The organism is Psychromonas arctica DSM 14288 (assembly GCF_000482725.1).
Lineage (GTDB): Bacteria > Pseudomonadota > Gammaproteobacteria > Enterobacterales > Psychromonadaceae > Psychromonas > Psychromonas arctica.
Map to the genome: position 1 here is coordinate 118,231 of NZ_AXWP01000008.1, position 25,454 is coordinate 143,684.

Sequence of the window (25,454 nt, forward strand, 5' to 3'; positions counted from 1 at the left end):
AATGCTAATTTTAGCACTGCCTTATTCCAGTTGAAATAATGTTAACTCTCCTGGTTTTACAGGAATAGTAAAGACTTGTTTAACTCCATATTGTTCAAATGGCCCTATATCAATCGAGTTCCCAAGGTTGCGTTGCTTCTTAAAAATATCTGAATTTATTCCGCTAGTGCTAGGGAATAGGGATTTAAACCGAGTTATTAAAATATCATTGACATTGGTGCCTGCATCTTTAAGTTGTTTAAAGTCCATATCATCAATACTCGTCGCATCCATTATTGAGCTAATATTATTTTGTGTAATAATATTAGTGCCTTGAGCATTACCGCTAGCACCTGCTCTAGCATTTAGGGCTGTTACTGAATAATCCTGTAATTTAAGGCCCGATGCTTTAGTGTACACATACATACCTGCACCAAAATAATTATTTTCAATAATGGCTTTTTCATTCAGCGTTAAATACTCTAACATGATGTGATAGCCCGCAGGTTCGTTTTCATGACCTCCAGTAACATCTAACAAGATATTATTTTTTATCCACATTGATATATTTTGTGTAGATGCTGTTATCCCATTAGGAGCATCAAATATTAAATTATTATAAGCGTAGAATTCATCACCACTCGCTACGTGTATTGCTGCTGATTGCCAAGAAGATGTTGAATCAATAGGCCCAATAGTATCAGCTCCGCCTCGTAAAGGTCTAACATTGTGAATGACATTACCAATAGCATAGATTTTCTTATCCCATGTAGTAGTATCAGTAGAAGCAATGCGTATGCCGTATTCAACACCGCTAATATGGTTATTAATTATCCAATAATTATCGGGTGCATACTGAGCGCCAATCCCTTTGGCTGGAGACCACGTTGGCCCAATAATATCACGCACTCGATTACTAGAAAAAACTACGTTAGAGCCATACTTAACCCATAAGCCACTTTGTTTAACCTTGTAAACTTCGTTGTTACCTGCATATATATTGCTTGTAGTTGCTCTTGCTTTATCCCCAAGAACTTGAAGCCCTGTGCCGTTAGCGTTGTAAAGTTTATTTTCTAGCACCCATACATTTGAAACACCTGCGGTTATCTGAATTAGGGTTTGGTCATCATCAGTTAAAGAATCTATATCACCTAAATCGTGTATTTCACTATTGAATATTACAACATTTTCAGCTCTTGTTGTATTTCCTTTATAACCGCTTATTGCGATATTCCCACCTGTAATATCAAGATTTCGCATTACTACGTTTTCAACGGCTCTACCTTCAGTTGGTGAACCAACTTGCAATTTGGCACCATTAATAAAGTCTAAGTCGGAGATGAATACGTTTGCACCCATCATTATAAACCCTACTTTACTAATTACCCCACCAGTATCTTTTGCTTCAGTAACCCATACTGGACCTGATATACCTGCACTCCAATCCGCATCGGTACCATTAAGCGCATATACCCGATCACCATGGGTTTTAAAACCTTGAGTATATTCCCCTGAAATTTCAATATATGAACCAGCAGATGCAGGATTAGGGAACGATTTACGTGGTGCGTCAGGTGTCCCATAAGTTTGTTTATCGCTACCTATTTGATAATTTATGTAATAGTAACCTGGTTGTTCGATACTCCAGTCACTAGGTCTTGAGGGCATTTCTTGTTGAAAATCTAAAGTGGTATTAGGTATTCCTACAGGCATTGTATATGCTGAAACATTAGTAACTATGGAAAATAACAATACAATAAATGAATATTTCATATACCTTATTGTTTTCATTGACTTGATCATTTTTAGCTCCTTTTTTAAAATTTCTTTTCTATAAAACTTGGATTGGAGTATAGTTTCTTTTAGTTTGTATGCCATTAATCTCTTCGAAAAATTAATTAAAGCACCGTTCCATACCAACCTAAGCTTAAATAGAAAAACAGATCAGTAATAATTAACTATTTTGAATCCTATTCTTTAGGGGGATCTTTAAAAGCTAACTTTACTTTGATTTTTAACAGATGCTAATTTATTGACTTGGCTCTTTTACCTTATCTTTGTATCTCCAAAAAATTCAATTTTCTCATTATTCAAGTACTTTGAATTTGAAAGGGTTATTTGTTGATATACGATGTCAATATTTAGAGAATTATATGTATAATCAACATATGTGAAGAATCTGTTTTCTTTATTTAAATACTATTAAAGGTGATTGGAATTGCAAAAGAAAGTAAACATTGTCCATTATTGGGGAGGAAGCCCCGTCTTCATGACATCAAAATGGCTTAGTTACTTGATGCTAATAAAAAAATGCCATGAAAATGGTTGGACTAATTGGTTGGTTTTATCAAAAAAACCAGATGATGCATCGTTGGTTCAGCCATTTATAGAAGCTGGTTGCAAAATAGTCTATCAACCCAGGTCTAAAGGTAATTTTGATCTCGCTAGTATTTATCGTAATTACAAGTTACTAAAAAAAGTAAAGTGTGATGTTTTTCATTGCTACAATGATCATACTAGTCCATTGATCGCTGCGAAACTTGCCAATGTTAAGATCAGAATTTGGTCTAAACTTGCGATGTCTTCTTATTATGAAAAAGGGACAATTCCTCGTGGGCTACAAAGGTTGATGTTGAGTACATGGATTACATGTTTAATCTCAAACCGAATTTTAGCAATTGCTGACATCGCTGGTAAAGAACTGAGTGAGCAAGTTGGCTTTAAAAATAAAATTGTAACCGTTTATACTCCAGTTTCTTTGGCTAGATTTATTTATGCAGATAGAACAGGTGTTCGTAATCGACTAGAACTTGAAGCATCAGATATTGTCATCACAACAGTTGGTCATTGTGTACCAGTAAAGGGCTGGGATATTGCTATTGAGGCTTTTGCAAAGGTTTGTAAAAAAATCCCACAAGCAAAACTTTTATTTGTAGGGGCAAAAAAATCATCTCTCTATTCTCAAGAGTTATTTACGAAAATCACTGAATATAACTTAGGCAATAAGGTCATTTTTACAGGTATTCGACATGATATCCCTGAAATATTAAGTGCTAGTGATTTGTTTATACTTCCTTCTAGATCAGAAGGAATGCCAGCTGCATTAATCGAAGCGATGGCAACGGGTTTGCCATGTGTTGCTACTCGTTCTGGTGGAATATCTGAGGTAATAGAACATGGTCAAAATGGTCTGTTATTTGATAGAGAAAACGCTGACGATTTAGCAGAAAAAATTATTAGTATCATGTTAAACCCAGATTTAAATTCACAATTTTCACAAATGGCAAAACAAGATTTACAAAAGTATGAAATAAGTACTTACGTAAATATTGTGATTAACCATTATGAAGATTTGCTAGGTAATACTCCTAAAAAATAATTTAATATTATTTCTTTGATTGTTGTAGTTCATTTATTGATTGTCCATATGAAACATTGTTGAGGTTAATTCACGTTTGAAATAGCTTTTTCTTTATGTCCGCAAAAAGGCTTAATTTATGGCTAAAGTTACAATTTTATAAGTCATCGATTTAAATAGTTTATTTTATATACAAGCAACAAGTTTATTTTAATTTTTATCTTGATGGAGTGCCTTTAGTATAATGAGAGTTTTTTTAAAGCAGTCAATCTTAAGTCTTTTATCTAGGCTAGGTATTTTAGATTATATACATAACAAAAACCGGCATAAAATAACTGTATTAACTTTGCATGGGGTTATGGAAAAGCATGGGCAATCCCTTTGGGAACCTCTTCGTCCTCAGTTACAGCAATCAGAACTTGAAAGTACACTGAAAGTCATGTCTAAACATTACAATTTTATAACCACAGAGCAATGTATTGGTATGTTAGAGGGAAAAGTTCCGGTAATTGAACATGCTTTACTACTCACTTTTGATGATGGTTATAGAAATACTATTGATTATGCGTTGCCTATTTGTGAAAAATTTGGCATTAAGCCATTGTTATTTATTGCTACGGGTCACATAGACTCTGGTAAGCCTTTTTGGTTTGATCGTTTAGATTATGCGCTACAACAAAATATGGGGAGTATTATTTCTATTGAGCATGAGGGCGTGGATTATACTTTTGATGCAACCACTCGTGAAACTTTAAAAGTTTGTTATCAACAGTTTCGAGATGATTGTAAAAAATCCTTTAATGATGATATTAAAATGAATCATTTATTTAATGGGCTTTCCCGTAAGCTTGAAATACGTTCCGGTAAAGCTCTGTCTGATATTAGTCACGATGATGATTGGTCTTCCACTGCACCGTGGTTTTTATTAAGGGAAGTTGTTAAAAAAAATCGTATCGATGTAGCAAGCCATACGGTAGATCATTGGCGTTTAAATAGCTTAACTGAAGAACAAATATTATTTCAACTACAGCAATCCAAGATACGTATAGAAAAAGAGTTAGGCATTAAATGTGACTATTTTTGTTATCCGAATGGAAACTATAATACTTTGGCAATAAATCTAGTAAAAAAGAGCGGCTATATTGCAGCTTTTTCAACTGATGCAGGCCTCTGTGATAAGCATGATGATTTAATGACTCTAAAACGCCTTCACTTTCCGTTAAATAAAACTGTAAAAGAAATTTTTTATCAGTTTAACCGTTAAGTTTTAAAAATAGTGCAATCTAATAATTTAAACGAGACTCATTGTATGCATATAATGTAGTGATCTATTAAATACAAATATTTTAGTTAATGAATTAAAGGTTGAATATAATGGTTAATGTTTGTCTTGTTGCTCATTTTGCATATGGAGCTATGAAAGGTGGAAGCGATGGCTCAATTGGCGGTGTTGAAAGACAAACTAGTTTAATGGCTAAATGGCTAGTTGCTAAAGGGCACAAAGTTTCGATATTAACTTGGTCTGAAGGCTCTGATGAAGATGAAATCATAAATGGCGTTAATATCATAAAAATCTGCAGAAAAGATGCAGGTTTACCTGGTCTGCGTTTTTTTACGCCTCGTTGGACTGGGTTAATTAGCGCAATGAAAAGGGCTGATGCAGATGTTTATTATCAAAACTGTGGTGAATATGTTACTGGCCAAGTTGCAATGTGGTGTAAAGCTAATCATAAAAAGTTTTTATATTCATTAGCAAGTGATGCCGATGCCGATGTCTCTCTGCCTGTCATGAAAAAATGGCGAGAGCGTGTTCTTTATCGATATGGTTTAAACAATGCAGATCAAATTATAGCTCAAACTGAGCAGCAAAGAATATTACTGAAAAACGGTTTTTCATTAGACTCCGCTGTTATGCCTATGCCTTGCCCTGATAAAAGTGAAAGCAAATCAGCTCAATTTTCAAATGAGAAGTTTACTGTTTTATGGGCAGCCCGTATTCACGTATGTAAACGCCTCGAATTGTTATTAGAAGTTGCCGCTGAACTTCCTGAAGTAAATTTTGTTGTTGGTGGTAGTCCTGTTATGGAAAATGAGTATTATCAAATGCTCTTTGATAAAATGTCACAATTAACAAATGTTAGCTATTTAGGCATGGTCGCACGTGAAGAAATGCCTGCCTTGTATCGTGCTAGCTCTCTTTTTTGCTGCACATCAGAGTATGAAGGTTACCCAAATACCTTTTTAGAAGCTTGGAGCCATAGCCTACCTATCGTATCTACTTTTGATCCTGATAATTTAATTAAGAATAAAAACCTTGGGATAAGTGCACATTCTAAAAGTGAATTAGTTGACGCAATTAAAGTTTTTCATGACGATCCTGAACTATGGAAAGAACGTTCTGTTAATGCTAGACATTACTATGTTAACAATCATACTGTTGATGAAGTGATGAAACGTTTTGAGATATTATTTACCCAACTATCTACCCAACTATCTACCCAACTATCAGAAACGGGTTAGGCCTTTAATGAAAAAAATAAAACTCGCATTTATTACACAGTTTCCAATTGATATCAGTAGGCCCCATGGTGGGGTCGAAGCGGTCAGCGTGAACCTTATTCCGTCTTTATCTAAATATTCAGAGTTTGATATTCATGTCGTTACTTTATGTGCAAGCACTCAAAAAGCGACTATAACCAATGTTGGCAATGTAACTATTCATCGTTTACCTAAGCCAGCGGGTAGTGAACTTAAAAATGCGCTAGGCGAAGGTAAAAGATTAATTGAAAACAAGGTAACAAACCTTTCTCCTGACTTGATTCATGTACATGATACCTACGGTATTATGGTTAATGAGCTTTTGATACCTAAGGTATTTACCGTGCACGGTTTTATCTATGCTGATACCTTATTAGCGAAAGGGAAATTTAAATTTTTACGCTCTAAAATATGGGAGTTCATTGAGAAAAGAAGTTGGTCAAAGCAACCTAATATTATCTCAATAAGTCCTTATGTTCGGGAAAGATTAAGTGGTGTTACCAAAGCAAATATATTTGATATCGATAATCCTATTTCAGATTCATTTTTTAAATTAAATAGGAAAGAAGTGTCAGGTACTATTTTTACCTCTTCAGTGCTTACTCCTCGCAAAAACCCTATTCAATTAGTTAAAGCCGTTGCCTTGCTAGTTAAAAAGGGTATTAATGTACAGCTTAGGATTGCTGGAAGTGTCGTTGATGAAGAATATGCCAGATTACTTGATACAACCATTAAAGATAATAACTTGCAGGACCAGGTTGTTTTATTAGGCCGAATTAATATCACGCAAATTCAAGACGAATTATGCAAAGCCTCGATATATGCATTAGCCTCTTTAGAAGAAAATTCTCCGATGGGTATTGAAGAAGCGATGGCGGTGGGAGTGCCAGTGGTAACATCAAATCGCTGTGGTATGCCATATATGGTTAAAAATGGAGAAACAGGTTTTTTAATTAATCCATTTGATGAGAAGGATATTGCAGCAAAATGTGAGCGTATTCTGACCAATCCTGAATTAGCGAAAAAAATGCAGGAGAAATCACGACAATTAGCATTAGATTTGTATCACTCAGACCAAGTTGCAGCGAGAACTGTTGCTGTTTATCATGAAATATTAATACATGAATAAAATTTTAAGTCCCTTTGGAGCAACTTCTTTTGTTTAAAAAAAACTCGATTCATACTTTCTTTGTTGTTCCTTTAGCTATTCTTTTATTAGCTAATCTTCCTGCCTTATCTGCTATCTTTGAAGAGTGGAATAGTGATGGCCCTTATAGTCACGGTTTTTTGGGGATATTTGTTGTCATATATGCTTTTTGGACCAAGCGTAAATCGATTAGATTAAGTCAAAATACAACTACCTCCTTTATTATTTGCACTCTTGGGTTGTTAGGTAGTTTATTAGTCAATTTTGTTGCTATGCTCGCTAGTATTCAGCAATTACAATTACTGGCTTTATTTTTTATTATTCTATTTCTATTTAGTGCTCTATATGGCCTTAAGACACTTCAAGCCTGTGCATTACCTTTTATCATGTTGTTTCTTATATTTCCTGTCTGGAATATTTTACAATTTCCACTGCGTGAATTATCTACTGCTGCAGGCCAATGGGGGCCAGAGTTAATTGGTATTCCGGTCGGTCGAGACGGTTACCGCTTATCAACAGCTGGTGGTTTGTTTGATGTTGAGCCTGCTTGTTCTGGTTTGGGCTTTTTCATGGTATCGGCATTATTAGCATTTTTTGTTAGTTTTATTAATAAATTATCGCAGAAAAAAACACTTACTTTTTTAATTATTTGCTTGGTTATTGCCGTGTTAGCCAATTGGTTACGTATCATTATTATTATCGTTGTTGGTACTTACACTGAGATGAATCACTTTATAGTGCATGACCACTTAACCTTTGGTTGGATTGTGTTTGCGCTTTGTTTATTGCCACTTATTTACATTGCACGTACTTACTTCGATGATAGTGCCGTTGTTAATAACAAGGCAGTGGACTCGTTACCTGTAAAACAAGTAGATGTTATTAACAAAACACATGCCCTCACTGCCATTACTTTACTTATTGTATTTATTGCGGCGACTTACTGGATCCCTTCTCGATTTAATGAGAATTACGCATTCACTGTGCCCACTTTAAGCAATTATGAAATGGCCGGTGAAAGCAAAAGCTATAGCCCGAATTGGAAGCCTTATTCGCAGGGCGCAAGTAAAGAGCGTTTCTTTTATTATGTAAAAAAGGATGTGGGCTTTCAGGTCTATCTGGCTGATTATGTTAAGCAAGAACAAGCTAGTGAGATGATCTTTGTGGAGAATTATCTTTACGATGATCAATTTTGGCATGATGTTGAAGATAAAAAATTACCTTTACTCGATAATCAATATTTGCAACAAGCAAACTTGGTTGTGGTTCAGCGTTCACTGGCGCGATACCGTATGATTGCATCTTGGTATGTTATTAACGGTGTGATCACTAGTGACAAAAAGAGAGCTAAACTCGCTGAAGTACAAGCGGCTTTGGTGGGTGAGCCTGGCGCAACACTGGTTGCCGTTGCATTAGATTTCGATGGTCAGGACAGTGTGTTAGCTGAACAACAATTGAGTGAATTTATTCATTCATATCTTAATCCTTAGTATTCATACCTTAACCCTTAGTATTAATAATTAAAGAGTTTAACCATATAAATGCAGCCTATTACTTGGTATATCAAACGAATTAAAATGATGTCAGTTGACGAAGTCACTTGGCGAATAAGTTCTTTAAGTGATGCTTGGATTGAGCGATTACGCGTTCAGTTTAATTGGGTACCTAAAGTTCAATATACTGAGCAATATGACCCTCAGGCTACCTTTAAGCCTGGCTTTAGTGTGTTTGAAGGGCAAGTCGCTGAATATGACGATGCTTGGAAAGCACCTTTATTAGCTAAAGCTGAATCAATTATCGCGCATAAATTAAGTTATTTTGATTTACAAGAACATCACCTTGAATCACCTATTAATTGGCATAAAGATCATAGTGCAGGTATTTACTCAAACCTTGGTCATATTCTTTCCGTTAACTACCGTGATTTTAAAAATAATGGCGATTGTAAGTTAGTTTGGGAGCCTAATCGTCATCATCAAATGGTAGTGTTAGCGCGTGCTTATAAAGTCACTGGTGAACTTAAATATGCACAGGCGGCTGTGCAGCAAATAACCCATTGGTTAGATCAAAATCCTTACGGCAAGGGGATGAACTGGCGTAGTCCGTTAGAGCTATCTATTCGCTTGATTAGTTGGGTATGGACAATTGATTTAATTAAAGACTCTGGATTATTTGTTGGTGATTTTAAAGATCGATTATTAGAAAGTGTTTTTTTACATTGTCGAGATGTAAGTGGTAAGTTTTCTCAAGGTACTTCTGCCAATAATCATTTAGTTGGCGAAGCGGCGGGTGTTTATATTGCTGCACGCTATTTCACTATGCTAAAAGATGCACCGCAATGGCAACAAAAAAGCAAAGCGGTATTAGAAAATGAAATTCAGGCACAAACCTTCAATGACGGCTGTACCAAAGAGCATGCTTTTAGTTATCAATTCTTTGTGTTTCAATTTTATCTGTTTACGGCATTAGCAGGTAAATGGAGTGAAGATGATTTTTCACCTACGTATTGGCAAACGCTTAAGAAATTAAGCCAGTTCATCGCAATTATTGCAGAAGGTGGTGAGCATTATCCAATGTTGGGCGATCAAGATGATGGTTATGTTATTGATTTAGGAGATCATGTTCATAATATTAATGCATTATCTGATATTGTTAGCCATTTTTATGATGATGAAATCTTTGCTCAAGGTAAAAAACAACCGAGTGAATCTGCATTTTGGCTATTTAATAACAGACAACAGTCAACGGCTGAAGAGTTGACTAAAGAACAGGAACTCAGTTCATTTGCGTTTACTGACTCAGGCTATTATTTACTGCAAGCTGGTAAAGTGAGTGAAGGTAATCAAGCAAGTATATTAGTCGATGCTGCCGAGTTAGGTTATACGGCAATTGCCGCTCATGGCCATGCCGATGCACTGAGCTGTGTAGTGCGTATTAATCGAAATGATTTGTTTGTTGATACAGGCACCTATGATTATTTCAGTTTTCCACAATGGCGTAATCATTTCCGTAAAACCCAGGCGCATAATACTGTCGAAATTGACGGCTTAGATCAGTCTGTTATGACCGGGCCTTTTATGTGGGAATCTCATGCCCAAGCTTCTTGTTGTAAGTGGTTGCCTAGCGAATTGGGTGGAGAACTGGTCGCTGAACACAATGGTTATCAACGTTTAGGCTCTCCGGTAACGCATCAACGTAGTATTAAACTGAATGTGTTGGAAAAGCAGATAAATATTACCGACGAGCTTAAAACGCAAGGCCAACACGATGTTGTTATTTATTTTCATTTTTCTGAAGATTGTCAGAATATTGAGATTAATAATGGCGTTTGTCATTTGTTGTTGGGTAATGATCAAATCACCATTAAACTGCCAGAAAGAAGCTCTGTAGAGCTAATTACTGGTGTGGAGAGTGAAGATAAACAGACGCCATCATTGGGCTGGTTAAGTCGTGGTTATCATCAGAAAGTGGCTATTACTACGTTAGCTATATCTGCTCACATTAGTGAAGATAGAGCATTTACAACAAGCATCTCATGGGGTGCTTAACTGTTTTCTATTAATTACTTAATGATTAATTTCATAAGTAGAAACGTTTTTTTAGTTCTCTTGAATTCAAGTGGTAAGTGCTTAAATCCTCATTAATGCCTATTTATAAGGGGTTAAAGTACCTGCCTGTTGGCCAGATAGTCATGACATTAAATATGATGTTTTTGATTGAATTTGGCCAAATCATCAAGTTATGCCCATTGCGTTTTTCAGCGAGCCAGCGTCTTTTATGATCTGTATATTGACCTAGAAAGTCGTAATCTGTAAGCCCTTCTTTTAAACACTGCTGAAAAACATGATAGCGTAAGACTTGTCCTACTCCATTTTGAAACTCAGCGTTAAAACCTTCTTGTAATGCAAAAAACTGTTCTTGATATACATAACCAATCTGCATTGCTTGGGTAATACCTTCACACTCTAATTTAGCTAAACGTAGCCAGCCCTGTTGTAATGCTCTAGGCACAAAATGAGAATAAAAGGCTGCCATTTCAGGCCTTCTTGCAAAGGAACCTTGTAAACCCGCTTTTTGCCAACGTAAATTGTGTAATGTAAATAACTCTTGTAGTTCTTCTTCGAGTTGCGCTGGGTTATCGCAGAAACTCACTTGCCATTGACCTTGTCGGCTTAAATAACCTTGCGTTTGTTTGATATTAGTGCGCAAACTTTTAGATAGAGAAGGGAGGATTTGCTCTGAGATTTTTTCTAGGTCGGTATTTGCAAATTCGACTTCACGTGATTGTTGTTTTAGTTTTTTTGTTTTATTCAAGGCTGCAATTAATGTTTCTCCACCTCTCGTCCAACTCGCAACGTTGCTATACCAAATAATATCCCAATGTGATTTTTTATGGCTTGCCACTAATGCGGACCATAGCTGTTCTTTTAAGGCGATACTATGTTCTTGTTTAACGATGAAATTGGAATACTCCGAGCCTATACCTTGGTCTCCGGCGAAACGTAGTACGTTATAATTGATACATTTGAATAGTCGATACGGTTGAATGTAGAAAGGGGCGATAGCGACAATTTGCTCTGCTTGTTTTAATATTACAAAAAATGGCTTTGTATTGGCTGAACAGGTTTTTTTCCAGCTATCAATCCATTGCCAGGTTAAGAAAATATTATCAGCATCAGATTGATGCAATAAAGTATTCCAACTTTTTTTAAGTTGATCGACTTCTGACCATGAGGTAATAATGTGGGAAGTTATTATTTGCATATCCGTATCAACACCTTAAATCTCATGAGATCAATTAAAAAAACAAAATCCTGTCCTACAGTGTAAAACAAAGCCTGATAATTTATGTATTATTTTTGACTAAATCTGCATTTATCTGGCCTCTATCGCTTAATCACATGATCTATTATTTCGCTATGCTATGATGCTTTTATTATTAATAATGAATGAGAGCAAAATGACTACGCGACAAAATGAAAATATCCACATCCAATCAGAAACAGTTTTAATTACACCAACAGAGCTTAAAGCCTCTTTACCGGCTTCTGATAGTGTTTATCAATTCATTCATGAATCTCGTCAAACTATTTCTAATATTGTGCATAAAAAAGATCCACGCTTCTTAGTGATTTGTGGTCCTTGTTCTATTCACGATGTTGAAGCTGCAAAAGACTATGCAACCCGTTTGAAAGAGTTACATGAACAATATAAAGATACTTTATATATTGTTATGCGTGTTTATTTTGAAAAACCACGTACTACAGTGGGTTGGAAAGGGTTAATTAACGACCCTCATATGGATGATTCATTTGATATTGAAGCCGGCCTGAAAAAAGCGCGTGAATTATTGTTATGGATTTCAGAGTTAGGTTTACCTATCGCGACTGAAGCATTGGATCCAATTAGCCCACAATACATCGGTGATTTATTTAGCTGGTCAGCAATTGGTGCGCGTACTACGGAGTCTCAAACTCACCGTGAAATGGCGAGTGGTCTATCAATGCCAGTTGGCTTTAAAAATGGCACCGATGGTAGTCTTTCTACTGCCGTTAATGCAATGCAATCAGCTTCTGCACCACATCGTTTCATGGGTATTAATCAGTCTGGACAAAGTGCATTATTGCAAACTGCTGGTAATAAAGATGGCCATGTTATTTTACGTGGTGGCGGTGGTAAACCAAATTATGATTCAATCAATGTTGCATTAGCTGAGCAAGCATTAACTAAAGCTAAAATGGAAAATATTTTAATTGTTGATTGTAGCCATGAAAACTCTAGTAAAAATCATGAATTACAGCCATTAGTTGCAAAAAATGTTTTCCAGCAAGTAGTTGGTGGCAATAAATCTATTATAGGTATTATGTTAGAAAGTAATATTAATGCCGGTAATCAACCAGCATCGTTACCTGCTGAGCAGTTACAATACGGTGTATCAGTTACAGATGCGTGTATTGATTGGCAAACTACCTGTGAATTATTAGATGAAGCGGCAGTATTATTGAAAGATACAGTCCAGAACAAATAAGAAGTAAATTATGCCTTTAACTAAATTAAGAGATCAGATTGATGCTGTTGATCAGCAAATCATTGATTTATTAGCAGAGCGTTTACGCCTTGTAGGAGAAGTTGGCGAAGTTAAGACTAAGCATGGCTTGCCTATTTATGTGCCAGAGCGCGAAGCCGCGATGTTAGCTAAACGTCGTGAAGAAGCTGAGCAAAAAGGTGTGCCAGCCAACCTTATTGAAGATATTTTACGCCGTACCATGCGTGAGTCTTATGCTAGTGAAAATGATACTGGCTTTAAAACTGTTAATCCTGATATGAAGCGTATTGTGATCATTGGTGGTAATGGTTTGCTAGGTCAGCGTTTTGTCGAGATGTTTAAACTATCTGGCTATGACGTTGATATTCTAGGCCGTAGTAACTGGGATCAAGCTGAAGCTATTTGTAGCAAAGCGGGACTCGTTATTGTGGGTTCGCCAATTGATGTCACTGTTGATGTGATCAAGCAACTTACTTTCTTGCCTGAAGATTGTATTTTAACCGATATCACCAGTATTAAGGACTCCCCTTTAACTGAGATGTTAGCTGTTCATAAAGGTCCTGTGGTTGGTTTACATCCAATGTTCGGTCCAGATATATCAAGCTTTGCAAAGCAAGTGATTGTGTACTGTGATGGTCGTGACCCAGAGAAGTATCAATGGCTGATTGACCAAATGAAAATTTGGGGCGCGCACTTGTATCCTGTTGCTGCACCAACACACGATCAGTCTATGACTTTGATCCAAGCACTACGTCATTTTACGAGTTTTGTGTACGGTGTACATTTGCAAGAAGTTGATGCTGATTTAGAGCAATTGTTAGACTTAAGCTCGCCTATTTATCGCTTAGAGCTAGCGATGGTCGGACGTTTATTTGCACAAGAGCCTGCTTTATATGCAGATATTATTTTGTCGCAAAAAAGTAACTTAACCATGATCAAGCAATACCATAAACATTTCGCGGATGCGATTGAGTTATTGGAAGCAAACAATCGTGAAGAGTTTATTGACCGCTTTAAATCTGTGACCAATTGGATGGGTGACTATTCTAAGCTGTTCCTTGATGAAAGCAGAGTGATGCTTCAGCAAGTACACGATAATCGTCATTACGAAACTAAGTCATAGTATAAATTAATGTACTAGTTTATTAGGCTTGTTTATTAAGCTTGGTTGTTGGGACAGGCTTTATACTTAGTCATTAGACTTAGCTATTAGATTCAGCTATTAGACCTAGCTTCTTGCTTTAGATGCTAGGTTTAACTTGATGATTGGGCTTAATGTCTAGATTTACGATGGAGCTGGTTATTAGCTTTAGCAGTTAGGTTTAGGACTTAAGTTAGTTTATTCATTGCCAAGATCGAAAAAGGAGGTGTTTAACCTCCTTTTATTTGCTTTTTTAATTATTTTTTAAACTGTTTAAGATTGTTTAAAGCTAGCTACTTTAATCCATCTTGTTGATAACAATTATGCAGCAAACTCTTTATTTAATTTGATTTCAGCATCTGATTCAATTTCAACTTCTGGCTCTTCAATAGGCTCTCCTGAAATTTCTCCGTTACGACATAAGTCTTTACCATTATTCTTGGCACGGTTTGCTTCATCTTTATGGTTATGTTTATTTAGTTGACGTTCAATTTTTTGGAATAATTGATTGATGGCAACATATAAATCATCATGCTCTGCGTGAGCAAAAACTTTACCGTTTGGTACACCAATAGTACCTTCAATTTTCATGCCTTTAGGCTCTTTAGTGATAATAAAATGGGGATTGATAAGAGAAGTTTGTAGTTTTTCTAATTTTTCAAAACGTTCCTCTACTTTTGCGCGCATTGTGTCTGTGATAGTCATTTGTTTGCTAGTAATTTCAATTCTCATATAGGACACCTTTTTGTTGTAACACTTGTTGTGTTCATAAATAGATTAGGCTTTTCACTGTAAATTAAAAGCGACTTAGATCACACTTTATAGCCCTTTTAGATAAACAAAGTAATTCTTTGACCTAACCATATTTTCTTAAAAAAACTTCAACTTTTACTTGTTGAAACCTAAAAGTTAGTCCACTTTGGAGTGAATAAGTTCCGCGATTTACTTCACTGTTTTTTATATCTTCTTTTTTCATTTAAAAACCTTTTATTAAACTAAGTATTTGTTATCTTTACTACTCCTATATTTTTCAACCAGTGTTGGTTTTTCTATTATGATTAATAAGCTTATACGTATCTGCCTATTTTATATGCTATTTAGTGTGAGCATTGGCGCTCAAAGTGCATCATGGAATAATGCGATTAGCATGTATGGCGATCTTAAGTATGACGCTGATTTTGAACACTTTGATTATGCCAACCCGAATGCACCAAAAGGTGGAGTATTCAAGCAAGCTAGTATTGGCAGTTTTGACTCACTAAACCCTTTTATTGTTAAAGGAAATGCTGCCAGCGGCATAACACGTATTTATGATACGTTATTGCAACAATCAACCGATGAACCCTTTAGCTTATACGCTCTAATTGCTTCACAAGTTAAAGTCGCAGATGACTTTAGTTCTGTTAGTTTTTTAATTAACCCTAAAGCTACTTTTCAAGATGGTGAAGCGATCACCGCTAGCGATGTGAAGTTTAGTTTTGACTTATTAGTGAATGAAGGTGCACCGCATTTTAGTTCCTACTATGCAGGTGTTGAAAAAGTAACCGTTGATGCTTTATTACAGGTAACCTTTCACTTTAAAGAGGTGGGTAACCGAGAATTACCGTTAATTATTGGGCAGATCCCAATTCTTCCAGAGCATTTCTGGAAAGATATCGACTTTTCTAAGAGTGGACTGATTGTGCCTGTCGGTTCGGGGCCTTATCAAATAGAAAGTTTTGATGCCGGTAAGCAGGTTGTTTTTCAACGTGTTAAAAATTATTGGGGAAAAGACCTCGCCGTTAATAAAGGGCGTCATAATTTTGACCATATTATCGTTGATTATTATCGTGACGATTCAGTTGCTTTTGAAGCCTTTAAATCTGGCGCCTTTGATTATCGCTTAGAAACCTCTTCAAAACGTTGGTCTACAGGTTATGTGGGCGAGCAATTTAATAAACAGCACATTTTATTAGAAACGATTGCAGATAAAACGCCACAGGGTATGCAAGGTTTTTGGTTTAACTTACGAAGAGATAAGTTTAAAGACCCAAAGGTAAGGGAAGCTATTTCGCTATTATTTGATTTTGAATGGGCGAATAAAACATTATTTTATGATGCGTACACACGTATTGATAGCTTCTACTCTGGTTCAGAGTTGGCAACCCAAAGTGAGATTTCACCTGCAGAGCAAGCTATTTTATTACCTTATAAAGAACAGCTTCCAGCGTCTGTATTTGAGCCAATAAAAGCCAATAAAACATCGGGTAATGGCAATGTTCGACAGCAAATGCGTGAAGCGGTAGCATTATTGGCCGAGGCAGGTTACCAGTTAAAAGATAGCAAAATGCAAAATCAACAAGGCGAACAATTAAGCTTTGAGTTTTTACTATATAGCAAAGACTTTGAACGCATTATTCATCCTTTTCGTCGTAATTTGCAACGTATTGGCATCAAAGCAGATATTCGTTTAGTTGATGTTTCTCAGTTTATTAATCGTTTAAATAGTTTTGAGTTTGATATGTTGTCTTTACGTAAAGGACAATCTATTTCACCTGGCAATGAACAAGCTAGCTTTTGGGGGTGTGATACAGCTAATGATGCGGGAACTTCTAATTGGGCGGGTATTTGTTCTCCCGTGATTGATGCATTAACACAGCAGCTTATTATGGCCACCACGCGCGAACAATTGGTGAATACAACTAAAGCTCTAGACCGTGTTTTATTATTGCAACATATGGTTATTCCGCAATGGTATTTACCGGCTTACAGAATCGCTTATTGGGATAAATTCTCTCGTCCTAAGGTCTCACCCTATTATGACCTCGGACTGGATACGTGGTGGCTAAAAGCTTCCTCTGGTGTGACTACTAGCGAAGGAAGCCAATAATGCATCAATATATATTAAAAAGATTACTACTGATTATTCCAACTTTGATTGGCATTATGACTTTAAACTTTTTTATTGTACAAGTCGCTCCAGGTGGACCCGTTGAACAAGCGATTGCTAAATACCAAGGCATTGATTCCGACGCAACTTCTCGAGTGACTTCCGGCATTAATAGTGAAATAAAACAAGGCTCAAGTGACAGTAAATATCGCGGCGCACAGGGGGTTGATCCTGAATATATTGAAGCGTTAGAAAAGTTATATGGATTTGATAAACCATTGCATGAACGTTATTTTTCAATGCTTTGGCGTTACATTAACTTTGATTTTGGTGATAGTTTTTATCGAGATAAAAGCGTCATTGATTTAATTTATGAGAAAATGCCGGTATCCATCTCTTTAGGTTTATGGACGACATTACTCGCTTATCTTATTTCAATTCCATTAGGCATTAAAAAAGCCACTGCACATGGTAGTCGTTTTGATGTGTGGACAAGTACGATAGTAACCGTCGGTTATGCCATTCCAGCGTTTATATTTGCCATTATGCTGGTGGTTTTATTTGCGGGCGGTTCTTATTATAGCTGGTTCCCTTTACGTGGATTAACGTCCGATAACTTTGAGCAGCTTTCATGGTTTGGGCAAATAAAAGATTATTTCTGGCATTTAACTTTACCTATTTTTGCCAGCGTATTAGCCAGTTTTGCTACGTTAACGATGCTTACCAAAAACTCCTTCCTTGATGAAATTAATAAACAATACGTGATCACAGCGCGCGCTAAAGGCTGTTCTAAAAATCGTGTTCTGTATGGGCACATTTTTCGTAATGCGATGCTGTTAGTATTAGCGGGATTACCGGCTGCTTTAATCGGCATTTTCTTTACTGGTTCAATGCTCATTGAAGTTATTTTTTCTTTAGATGGGTTAGGGTTATTAAGTTTTGAAGCGGTCATTTCACGTGATTACCCAGTTATATTTGGCTCTCTGTATATTTTCACTTTAGTAGGATTAGTGCTTAAGTTAGTCAGCGACGTGACTTATACCTTGATTGATCCACGTATTACATTTGAGGGGCAATAATGTCTTTATTACTCGCTTGGCAACGTATTAAAAAGAATCCGAGTAACCATCAAAGGTGGGCACAATTCAAAGCTAATAAACGCGGTTATTACTCACTGTGGATTTTTAGTTTTTTATTTTTATTAAGTTTAGTCGCAGAAGTGTGGGTGAATGATAAGCCGATCATGGTTTCCTATCAGTCGAATTGGTATTTCCCAATCGTCCAAGATATTCCAGAGCAAGATTTAGGTGGTGATTTTGATATCACTACTGATTATCGCGACCCTTATATGGTGCAACAAATTAATAAAGAAGGGTGGATGATCTGGCCGTTAATTCCTTTCTACTATGATTCAATTAATTATGAGCTAACGAGTGCCGCACCCTCAAAGCCGGATGCTTTAAATTGGTTAGGCACCGATGACCAGGGGCGAGATGTCGTTGCGCGATTGGTTTATGGTTTTCGTATCTCGGTGATCTTTGCTTTATCTTTAACGCTGGTAAGTTCAGTGATCGGCGTTATCGTTGGCGCTATTCAAGGTTATTATGGCGGTAAAATTGATTTAATAGGGCAGCGTTTATTAGAAATTTGGGAAGGTTTGCCAATGTTATTTATGCTGATTATTTTAGCCAGTTTTGTTGAGCCAACCTTTACTTGGTTATTAGGCTTGATGATTTTATTTAGTTGGCCAAGTCTTGTCAGTGTAGTGCGTGCTGAATTTCTACGTGGACGCCATTTAGATTACGTTAAAGCGGCCAAAGCCCTGGGCGTAAAAGACAGTAAAATTATGTTTAAGCATATTCTGCCGAATGCCATGATAGCGACGTTAACGTTTATGCCCTATTTATTTACTGGTGCATTAACCACATTAACATCCTTGGACTTTTTAGGCTTTGGTCTGCCTTTAGGCTCTGCCTCATTGGGTGAAATGATTTCTCAAGGTAAAGAAAACTTACATGCTCCTTGGTTGGCCATTACTGCTTTTATCTCATTATCAAGCATTTTGGTGTTATTAGTCTTTATTGGTGAAGCTGCTCGTGATGCTTTTGACCCGAGGAAAACACTATGAGTAAAGTCGATTATTTATTACAAATTAATGACCTGTCGGTGAGTTTTGCACAGGAGCAGATAGTATCTGGCGTCAGTTTTTGTCTTGAACAAGGTAAAACATTAGCGATTGTTGGCGAAAGTGGCTCCGGTAAGTCATTAACGGCATTATCGGTTTTACAGTTGCTACCTTACCCACATGCACATCATCCAACGGGCGATATTATCTTTCAAGGTCAGTCATTGATGGGTAAATCAGAAAAAGTGCTAGAGGTGGTGCGAGGCAATAAAATTAGCATGATTTTTCAAGAGCCGATGACTTCCTTGAATCCTTTGCACAATATTGAAAAGCAGATTGCAGAAACTTTATTGCTTCATAAGGGACTAACGGGCAAAGCAGCACAATTACGTATTATCGAGTTGTTAGAATTAGTGGGGATCAAAAACCCACAATCACGTTTAAATGCTTACCCACACGAGTTATCAGGTGGGCAGCGACAACGTGTGATGATTGCGATGGCATTAGCTAATGAACCAGACTTATTAATTGCCGATGAGCCTACTACTGCGTTAGATGCAACGATTCAAAAACAAATTTTGAGGTTATTAAAATCACTACAACAACGTTTAAATATGGGGATTTTATTAATTACGCATGATTTGAATATAGTGCGTCAATTCTCTGACCATGTGCTGGTTATGTGTAAAGGCAAGCAAGTAGAGTATCAACAAACAGACAGGTTATTTAAATCACCCGCTGATGCCTATACTAAAAAGCTGTTAAATGCGGTACCTACAGGTCAAATGCCTGAATTAATCGATGCAAAGGTGATTCTTGAAGCGCATGATATTAATGTTAGTTTTGCAATGAAAAAGAATTTTTGGGGCAAAACGGTACAGTCATTGCAGGTGGTTAAAAATGTATCCTTAAAAATACATGAGGGTGAAACACTTGCTTTAGTCGGTGAAAGCGGTTCGGGGAAAAGCACCTTGGCACAGGCGCTATTGCAATTGAATAAAAGTACAGGGCAAGTTGTTTACTTGGGAAAAGATGTTCAGTCTTTAGCTAAAAATGATTTACAGGCTTTGCGTCAGCAATTACAAATCGTATTTCAAGATCCCTATGCGAGTTTAAGCCCAAGGATGTCGGTACAGGATATTATTGCTGAAGGCGTACATGTATTTAATCATCAACAAAAGTTAAGTGATCAAGAAATAAGTCAGCAAGTATCCCAAGTATTAACTAAAGTTGGGTTAGAACAAAGTGCTGCAAGCCGTTATCCACATCAATTTTCAGGTGGACAACGTCAACGTATTGCTATTGCAAGAGCACTGATTCTAAAGCCAAAACTGATTGTGTTAGACGAGCCGACATCGGCATTAGATAGAAGTATTCAAAAACAAATTATTGAGTTATTGAAAGTGCTGCAGCATGAGTTTTCATTAAGCTATCTATTTATTAGTCATGACTTATCGGTGGTGAAAGCCGTTAGTCATCGTGTATTAGTGATGAAAGCAGGTGAAATCGTTGAAGAGGGGCTAACTTCACAGTTATTTGCGCAAGCAAAGCACCCTTATACACAAGAGTTGATATCTTCGACTATTCTATGAAAAGATAGTTAACATTGTGAAAGTAGAGTTAAATTTGTAAAAAGCTTGCTAAGTTCATATACAGCTGACTATGTGTAGATAAAATGTACACATAGTCAGCTCATTTATTGTTTCCATTGAGGTGTTATGAAAAAATTAATTTTAGGTTGTTTGTTGTTTTCTGCATCAAACTTCGCCAGCGCCCTAAGTTTAGATGTTCAGCGTAATATTTTTACTGATACCTTAGACTTACAAGAAAAAAAACAGTGGCAAAAAGCCAATCTGAATATTAATGATATTGCTGATTATCCGCTTGCTTATGTCGCCCAATACAATTATTTGAATGCGAATATGTCGACGGTCAGTGATGCCGATATTATAAACTTTATTAAAACGCATAAAGGTAAAGTGGTCAGTGATGATTTACAGCGCTCATATCTCTTTTATTTAGCGAAACAAAAAAATTGGAAACAGTTTTTAACCGCTTACCCTAAAATGCCGAATAATCGCGTTTTAAAGTGTTATTACCTGCAAGCTTCTATTGCCACCGGACAAAGCGAAAAAGCATGGCCCGATGCACAAAAGTATTGGTTATCTAGTACTTCATTACCGAATGCCTGTGATGATGTTTATGTTTATTATCAAGCGCACAAAAACTTGACACAAGAGGATATCTGGCAGCGATTTAACTTAGCTTTTGTTAAAAATAAACAAGGCTTGATGCGTTTTTTAACTGCAAGAATGGATAAAGACAAAGCTGCCTTAGCGACTCAATTATATGAACTACATAAAGATCCTAAAAGTTTATTAGACAGTGATCTTTTTGCTTCTCGAAAAGTCCAAAGTTATCGTTTTTTAGTGCCGAGTATTAAACGCCTAGCACGAAAAGACTTAGCTAAAGCGATGCTAGCTTATCAGCAGTTTGATAAAAAAATTGCATTTACCGCTACTGAAACCAATGCAATCAAAAAGCAATTTGCGACACTTATTGTACAGCGTGATAAAACTAACTATTTTTCTTGGTTAGACAAAGAGTTGCCGTCATTAAACAACGCGTCTTTAGTTGAGCAGCGTATCCGTTATGCGATTAAACGTAGTGACTGGAAAAATATAGGTTACTGGTTAAGTAAGTTACCAGATGAGCAACGTTATTCATCTGCATGGTTATATTGGCAAGCAAAAGTATTAGAGCAAGCCGGTGAAGCAGATAAAGCAAAGTCTATTTATGAAAAGGTGGCAAAAAATCGTAATTTTCATGGTTTTATGGCATCTCAAAAATTAGGTTTGAATTTTTCTCTTAATGCACAAACTATTGTCGAAGAGAAGGATAGTTTGAACTCTTTAGGTGGCGAACTGGCGGTGATTGATGAGTTATTGTTTCATCAATTGAGGATACAGGCTAAAAGGCAATGGCAACGCCTTTTAAATACACAAAATAAGAAGATTCAACAGAAGCTAGGATTATACGCCTATGATCAAGGCTGGGCACATTTATCCGTACTAGCGAGTATTAACTCTAAAAGTTGGAATGCACTAAATATTCGTTTCCCAACGGCAAAACCAGAAATATTTATAAAAGCGGCTAACAAATATGATTTAGAAGATACTTATATTTATGCCATTACACGTCGTGAAAGTAGTTTTGATGAATATGCAAAATCACCTGTTGGTGCAAGTGGTTATATGCAATTAATGCCTAAAACAGCAAAAGAAACGGCGCGTAAGATTGATCTGACTGAATATAATGAAGTTTCACAACTTAACCAAGGCGCGCTCAACGTACAATTAGGCACCGCTTACTTTAATGGCCTATTAACACGTTATGACGGTAATCGAGTGTTAGCAACAGCTGCCTATAATGCAGGCCCACACCGAGTTGATAGATGGGTAACGCCGAACAAGAAAAATGGCAATATTGGGATTGAAATAGATAGCTGGGTAGACACCATCCCTTATTATGAAACACGTGCCTATGTGCAAAGTGTTTTAGCCTATAACGTTATTTATCAACATGTATTAGGAAAACCATTGAAGTTTTTGAATCAGAAAGAATTTTTAGCTCGTTATTAATGATGACTTAAGAATAAATAGTTGGCCGTTAATTGTCGTTAGCTGTTAACAAGGTCATTAATAAATGTTCTGTAGAGAAAAAGCCTGCAGAACATTATTTACAGGGGCTATTTTTAAATATCTCTAAATAGTAGTTTCTAAGCCTGCCCATTTTAATATTACTTTTCTAGCATTACCTACTAAACATTACCTTCTAGCATTGCCAATTAAACACTACTTTCTAAAAAATACTTCTGCTCCCTGCATATGTAGTACTACAGTGATTGGATTTATATTGTTCATAGTAGTTCACTTGATCTAGAAATTGAATTGAAGGCAGAAATGCTTTTAATTAATCCAGCAAACATTATTTTGCTGGTTACCATCGCTTGTTTTAGTGTTGCTCTGGTCTATATAAAGCGTTCTACAGTCGCTTTCGTCATTGATTTGACTACCTGTGGCTTTTGCTTCGGCTTTTAGCGTGTAGGTGTGTGTAGCGGCGGACACAATACTAAAAGTATAGTATTGATTATTTGAAGGTAGACCCGCAGAGGATGCATTAGATATGTAGGTAGGATGAGTGATGCGAAAACTGCTTTGTTCTATTTGTGCTTTAATCAGTTCACTTTGAGCATCTGCTCGTCGTGTTTTTATAACAAATCCTTGATACGAGGGATAAGCGATAGCTGCTAATAGGCCCAAAATAGCAATCGCTATCAATAGCTCAATGAGTGTAAAAGCGCGCTGCTTTTTTATTTTTAATTTTTTATTATTAACTATCAGCATAATCACCTACCTGTATAGGTTATCGCTCGCTCCCATATTTGTTATTAATTTTTTAGAGATTGAATAAATACTCGAAAAAACGAGGAAGCGGGGAGTATCTTCGCTCGTCATTTTTATCTATAACGATTTAAACTGAATTCGAGTTACTTATTACTTGAGTTATTACTGAGTTCCATATTGATAAAAGACCTAATTTCACTTTAAATCAATAGTGATGGTTGTTTTAATCAAATAGTTTGTGCACTACTGCCAATGTTTCTTCTATTTTTTGCGTATTACTTGGTGCAATGTAGATCGTATCATCGCCGGCTATCGTTCCTAGAATACCTTCTGCTTTACTCATCGAGTCTAATAAACGTGCAATTAATTGTGCTGCGCCTGGACTAGTACGGATAACAATTAAACTGTCATTTCTGTCGATATCAACAACTAAGTTTTTTAGTGGGCTGGTGGTCGTCGGAATGCCCAGTTCTGCAGGTAAACAATATACCATTTCACCCGTTGCATTGCGTGTACGGACCGCGCCTGTCTTACTTAACATACGGGACACTTTAGATTGATTAATGTGAGTGAATCCAGCGCCGATCAATGCATCGACAATCTCACTTTGTGAGCTTAAATGTTCTTTTTTAAGCAAGCCTTTAAAGAAGTCCATTAGTTCAGAGGTCTGTCGCATTTGCTAATTCCATAATTGCATTATAATAAAAGCCATATCTTAATCTAAATGCACCGTAGGTTAATAGATTAAATGTCACTTTTTTTGCATATTTATTCGTTTTTGGCTAAACGGTTCTATTTACATTGAGAGTCTCTACTTTATTGCTGGTACTTCTGCTAAAATTTGCAATAAATTGCCAATATCAAGGATGATTCATTATGATCTCTGTTACTCGCCTATTGGCGCTTATTATGTTTTTCTTTGCTACTGCAATAAGCGCTGAGATCATGCCTCAGATGCAGGTTAAATTTGCTACCGATAGTAATTACTATCCCTTTGAATATTTATCTAAAGATAAAGAGATCAAAGGCTTTGATATTGATATTGCTAAAGCAATTTGCCACGAAGTTAATTTGCAATGCACTTTTGAACATCACCGCTTTGATGGTTTACTATTAACGTTACCTTTTGGTCGATATGATGCCGTTATTGCCGCGTTAGACATTACTGCTGAACGTTTAAAAACCGTCGACTTTAGTGATAGTTATTATAAAGTGCCTCCGGTTTTTATTAGTAAAGAACCGTTGCAAGGGCAGTTTTCACTCTCCGGAAAATTCATCGGCGTACAGGCTAATACTTCAAATCAAAATTACTTGATTAAATACGCGAGAGACAATAGTTACATCGTGCCTTATTTTTCATCTCAAGCAGCATTCGAAGATTTAAAACTACAACGAATAGATGCCGTTTTTGCAGACTTTGCTGTAGTTAATGATTTTTTAAGTAAACAACTTTCAAGCCAACAACTGACAGGCGACTCATTAGTAATTAGCCGCACTGAAGAAGTCTTTATTAAAGAGTTTTCTGAAGGTTACGGTATTGCGGTAAAAAAAGGTAATGATCTGTTACGTGAACGTTTAAATACAGGATTAAAGCTCATAGTTGAGAATGGTACTTATGCCAAAATTTATCAGCAATATTTTCCATAATTAATTTTTAAAGTCCTAATATCAGCATTTTATAGAAAATAAAAGACCTTTCTTTTTTACATTGCTCACAATTACTTAACATATTTCACACTTGCGTATTTATTCACTTTAGAATGACAAGGCTAATCTTATTTCTATTATCATTAGAAATGCAAAATAAAGCATTTTGTTTGGTGATGGCTATACATACTTAAACAT

General features: G+C 36.3%; 19 protein-coding genes. 14 read left to right on the forward strand and 5 right to left on the reverse strand.

Going from position 1 to position 25,454, the window contains the following annotated elements; translation table 11 throughout:
- Positions 1 to 21: 21 nt before the first annotated feature.
- Positions 22 to 1,857 (reverse strand): right-handed parallel beta-helix repeat-containing protein, encoded by a 1,836-nt coding sequence (locus H592_RS0102530; protein ID WP_084296182.1) that lies wholly within the window; start codon positions 1,855 to 1,857, stop codon positions 22 to 24.
- Between the two features lie 340 nt (positions 1,858 to 2,197).
- Between H592_RS0102530 and H592_RS0102535 the strand changes: the two genes are divergently transcribed.
- The 6 genes from H592_RS0102535 to H592_RS0102560 all read left to right on the forward strand — a co-directional run bounded on the left by H592_RS0102535 (position 2,198) and on the right by H592_RS0102560 (position 10,570).
- Complete coding sequence (locus H592_RS0102535) at positions 2,198 to 3,358, forward strand: glycosyltransferase (RefSeq protein ID WP_156916060.1); 1,161 nt, start codon at positions 2,198 to 2,200, stop codon at positions 3,356 to 3,358.
- A 223-nt stretch (positions 3,359 to 3,581) separates the two neighbouring features.
- A complete protein-coding gene (locus tag H592_RS0102540; protein WP_028867364.1) occupies positions 3,582 to 4,601 on the forward strand; it encodes a polysaccharide deacetylase family protein in 1,020 nt (339 codons plus the stop codon).
- A gap of 110 nt (positions 4,602 to 4,711) precedes the next feature.
- Positions 4,712 to 5,857, forward strand: coding sequence for a glycosyltransferase family 4 protein (locus H592_RS21375; RefSeq protein WP_051368912.1), 1,146 nt, complete (start codon positions 4,712 to 4,714; stop codon positions 5,855 to 5,857).
- A gap of 7 nt (positions 5,858 to 5,864) precedes the next feature.
- Positions 5,865 to 7,004 carry a glycosyltransferase family 4 protein gene (locus H592_RS0102550; RefSeq protein ID WP_028867365.1) on the forward strand — a complete coding sequence of 380 codons (1,140 nt, stop codon included), beginning with the start codon at positions 5,865 to 5,867 and terminating at the stop codon, positions 7,002 to 7,004.
- A gap of 29 nt (positions 7,005 to 7,033) precedes the next feature.
- Positions 7,034 to 8,512: an exosortase C-terminal domain/associated protein EpsI gene (locus H592_RS0102555; protein ID WP_037070781.1), complete on the forward strand. Its 1,479-nt coding sequence runs from the start codon at positions 7,034 to 7,036 to the stop codon at positions 8,510 to 8,512.
- Positions 8,513 to 8,599: 87 nt separating this feature from the next.
- Positions 8,600 to 10,570 (forward strand): alginate lyase family protein, encoded by a 1,971-nt coding sequence (locus H592_RS0102560; RefSeq protein WP_245600354.1) that lies wholly within the window; start codon positions 8,600 to 8,602, stop codon positions 10,568 to 10,570.
- A gap of 103 nt (positions 10,571 to 10,673) precedes the next feature.
- Here H592_RS0102560 and H592_RS0102565 read toward each other — a convergent pair whose 3' ends face one another.
- Entirely contained in the window at positions 10,674 to 11,786 is a 1,113-nt protein-coding gene (locus tag H592_RS0102565; protein ID WP_028867368.1) for a GNAT family N-acetyltransferase, read from the reverse strand.
- Between the two features lie 196 nt (positions 11,787 to 11,982).
- On the opposite strand from H592_RS0102565, the gene H592_RS0102570 reads away from it, so the two are divergent.
- Entirely contained in the window at positions 11,983 to 13,050 is a 1,068-nt protein-coding gene (locus H592_RS0102570) for a 3-deoxy-7-phosphoheptulonate synthase (protein ID WP_028867369.1), read from the forward strand.
- A gap of 10 nt (positions 13,051 to 13,060) precedes the next feature.
- The gene (tyrA, locus tag H592_RS0102575; protein WP_028867370.1) at positions 13,061 to 14,191 is read left to right on the forward strand and encodes a bifunctional chorismate mutase/prephenate dehydrogenase; all 1,131 of its coding nucleotides are present in this window, start codon (positions 13,061 to 13,063) and stop codon (positions 14,189 to 14,191) included.
- A 339-nt stretch (positions 14,192 to 14,530) separates the two neighbouring features.
- Here tyrA and hpf read toward each other — a convergent pair whose 3' ends face one another.
- Positions 14,531 to 14,941, reverse strand: a complete 411-nt coding sequence (gene hpf, locus H592_RS0102580; protein WP_028867371.1) for a ribosome hibernation-promoting factor, HPF/YfiA family — start codon at positions 14,939 to 14,941, stop codon at positions 14,531 to 14,533.
- 322 nt (positions 14,942 to 15,263) lie between these two features.
- Here hpf and H592_RS0102590 point away from each other — a divergent pair, with 322 nt between their 5' ends.
- The 5 genes from H592_RS0102590 to H592_RS0102610 all read left to right on the forward strand — a co-directional run bounded on the left by H592_RS0102590 (position 15,264) and on the right by H592_RS0102610 (position 22,844).
- Positions 15,264 to 17,078: an extracellular solute-binding protein gene (locus tag H592_RS0102590; RefSeq protein WP_084296183.1), complete on the forward strand. Its 1,815-nt coding sequence runs from the start codon at positions 15,264 to 15,266 to the stop codon at positions 17,076 to 17,078.
- Entirely contained in the window at positions 17,078 to 18,157 is a 1,080-nt protein-coding gene (locus H592_RS0102595; RefSeq protein ID WP_028867373.1) for a microcin C ABC transporter permease YejB, read from the forward strand. Before H592_RS0102590 ends, H592_RS0102595 begins: the two co-directional genes overlap by 1 nt.
- A complete protein-coding gene (locus H592_RS0102600) occupies positions 18,157 to 19,206 on the forward strand; it encodes an ABC transporter permease (protein ID WP_037070784.1) in 1,050 nt (349 codons plus the stop codon). The genes H592_RS0102595 and H592_RS0102600 overlap by 1 nt, the downstream gene beginning before the upstream one ends.
- Complete coding sequence (locus H592_RS0102605) at positions 19,203 to 20,795, forward strand: ABC transporter ATP-binding protein (RefSeq protein WP_028867375.1); 1,593 nt, start codon at positions 19,203 to 19,205, stop codon at positions 20,793 to 20,795. The genes H592_RS0102600 and H592_RS0102605 overlap by 4 nt, the downstream gene beginning before the upstream one ends.
- Before the next feature lie 126 nt (positions 20,796 to 20,921).
- Positions 20,922 to 22,844, forward strand: a complete 1,923-nt coding sequence (locus tag H592_RS0102610; RefSeq protein ID WP_028867376.1) for a transglycosylase SLT domain-containing protein — start codon at positions 20,922 to 20,924, stop codon at positions 22,842 to 22,844.
- A gap of 327 nt (positions 22,845 to 23,171) precedes the next feature.
- Here H592_RS0102610 and H592_RS0102615 read toward each other — a convergent pair whose 3' ends face one another.
- A complete protein-coding gene (locus tag H592_RS0102615) occupies positions 23,172 to 23,609 on the reverse strand; it encodes a type IV pilin protein (RefSeq protein ID WP_281170591.1) in 438 nt (145 codons plus the stop codon).
- A gap of 223 nt (positions 23,610 to 23,832) precedes the next feature.
- Positions 23,833 to 24,285 (reverse strand): transcriptional regulator ArgR, encoded by a 453-nt coding sequence (argR, locus tag H592_RS0102620; RefSeq protein WP_028867378.1) that lies wholly within the window; start codon positions 24,283 to 24,285, stop codon positions 23,833 to 23,835.
- A gap of 200 nt (positions 24,286 to 24,485) precedes the next feature.
- On the opposite strand from argR, the gene H592_RS0102625 reads away from it, so the two are divergent.
- On the forward strand, positions 24,486 to 25,256 hold the full coding sequence (locus H592_RS0102625) for a transporter substrate-binding domain-containing protein (protein WP_051368915.1): 771 nt from the start codon (positions 24,486 to 24,488) through the stop codon (positions 25,254 to 25,256).
- Positions 25,257 to 25,454 lie beyond the last annotated feature (198 nt).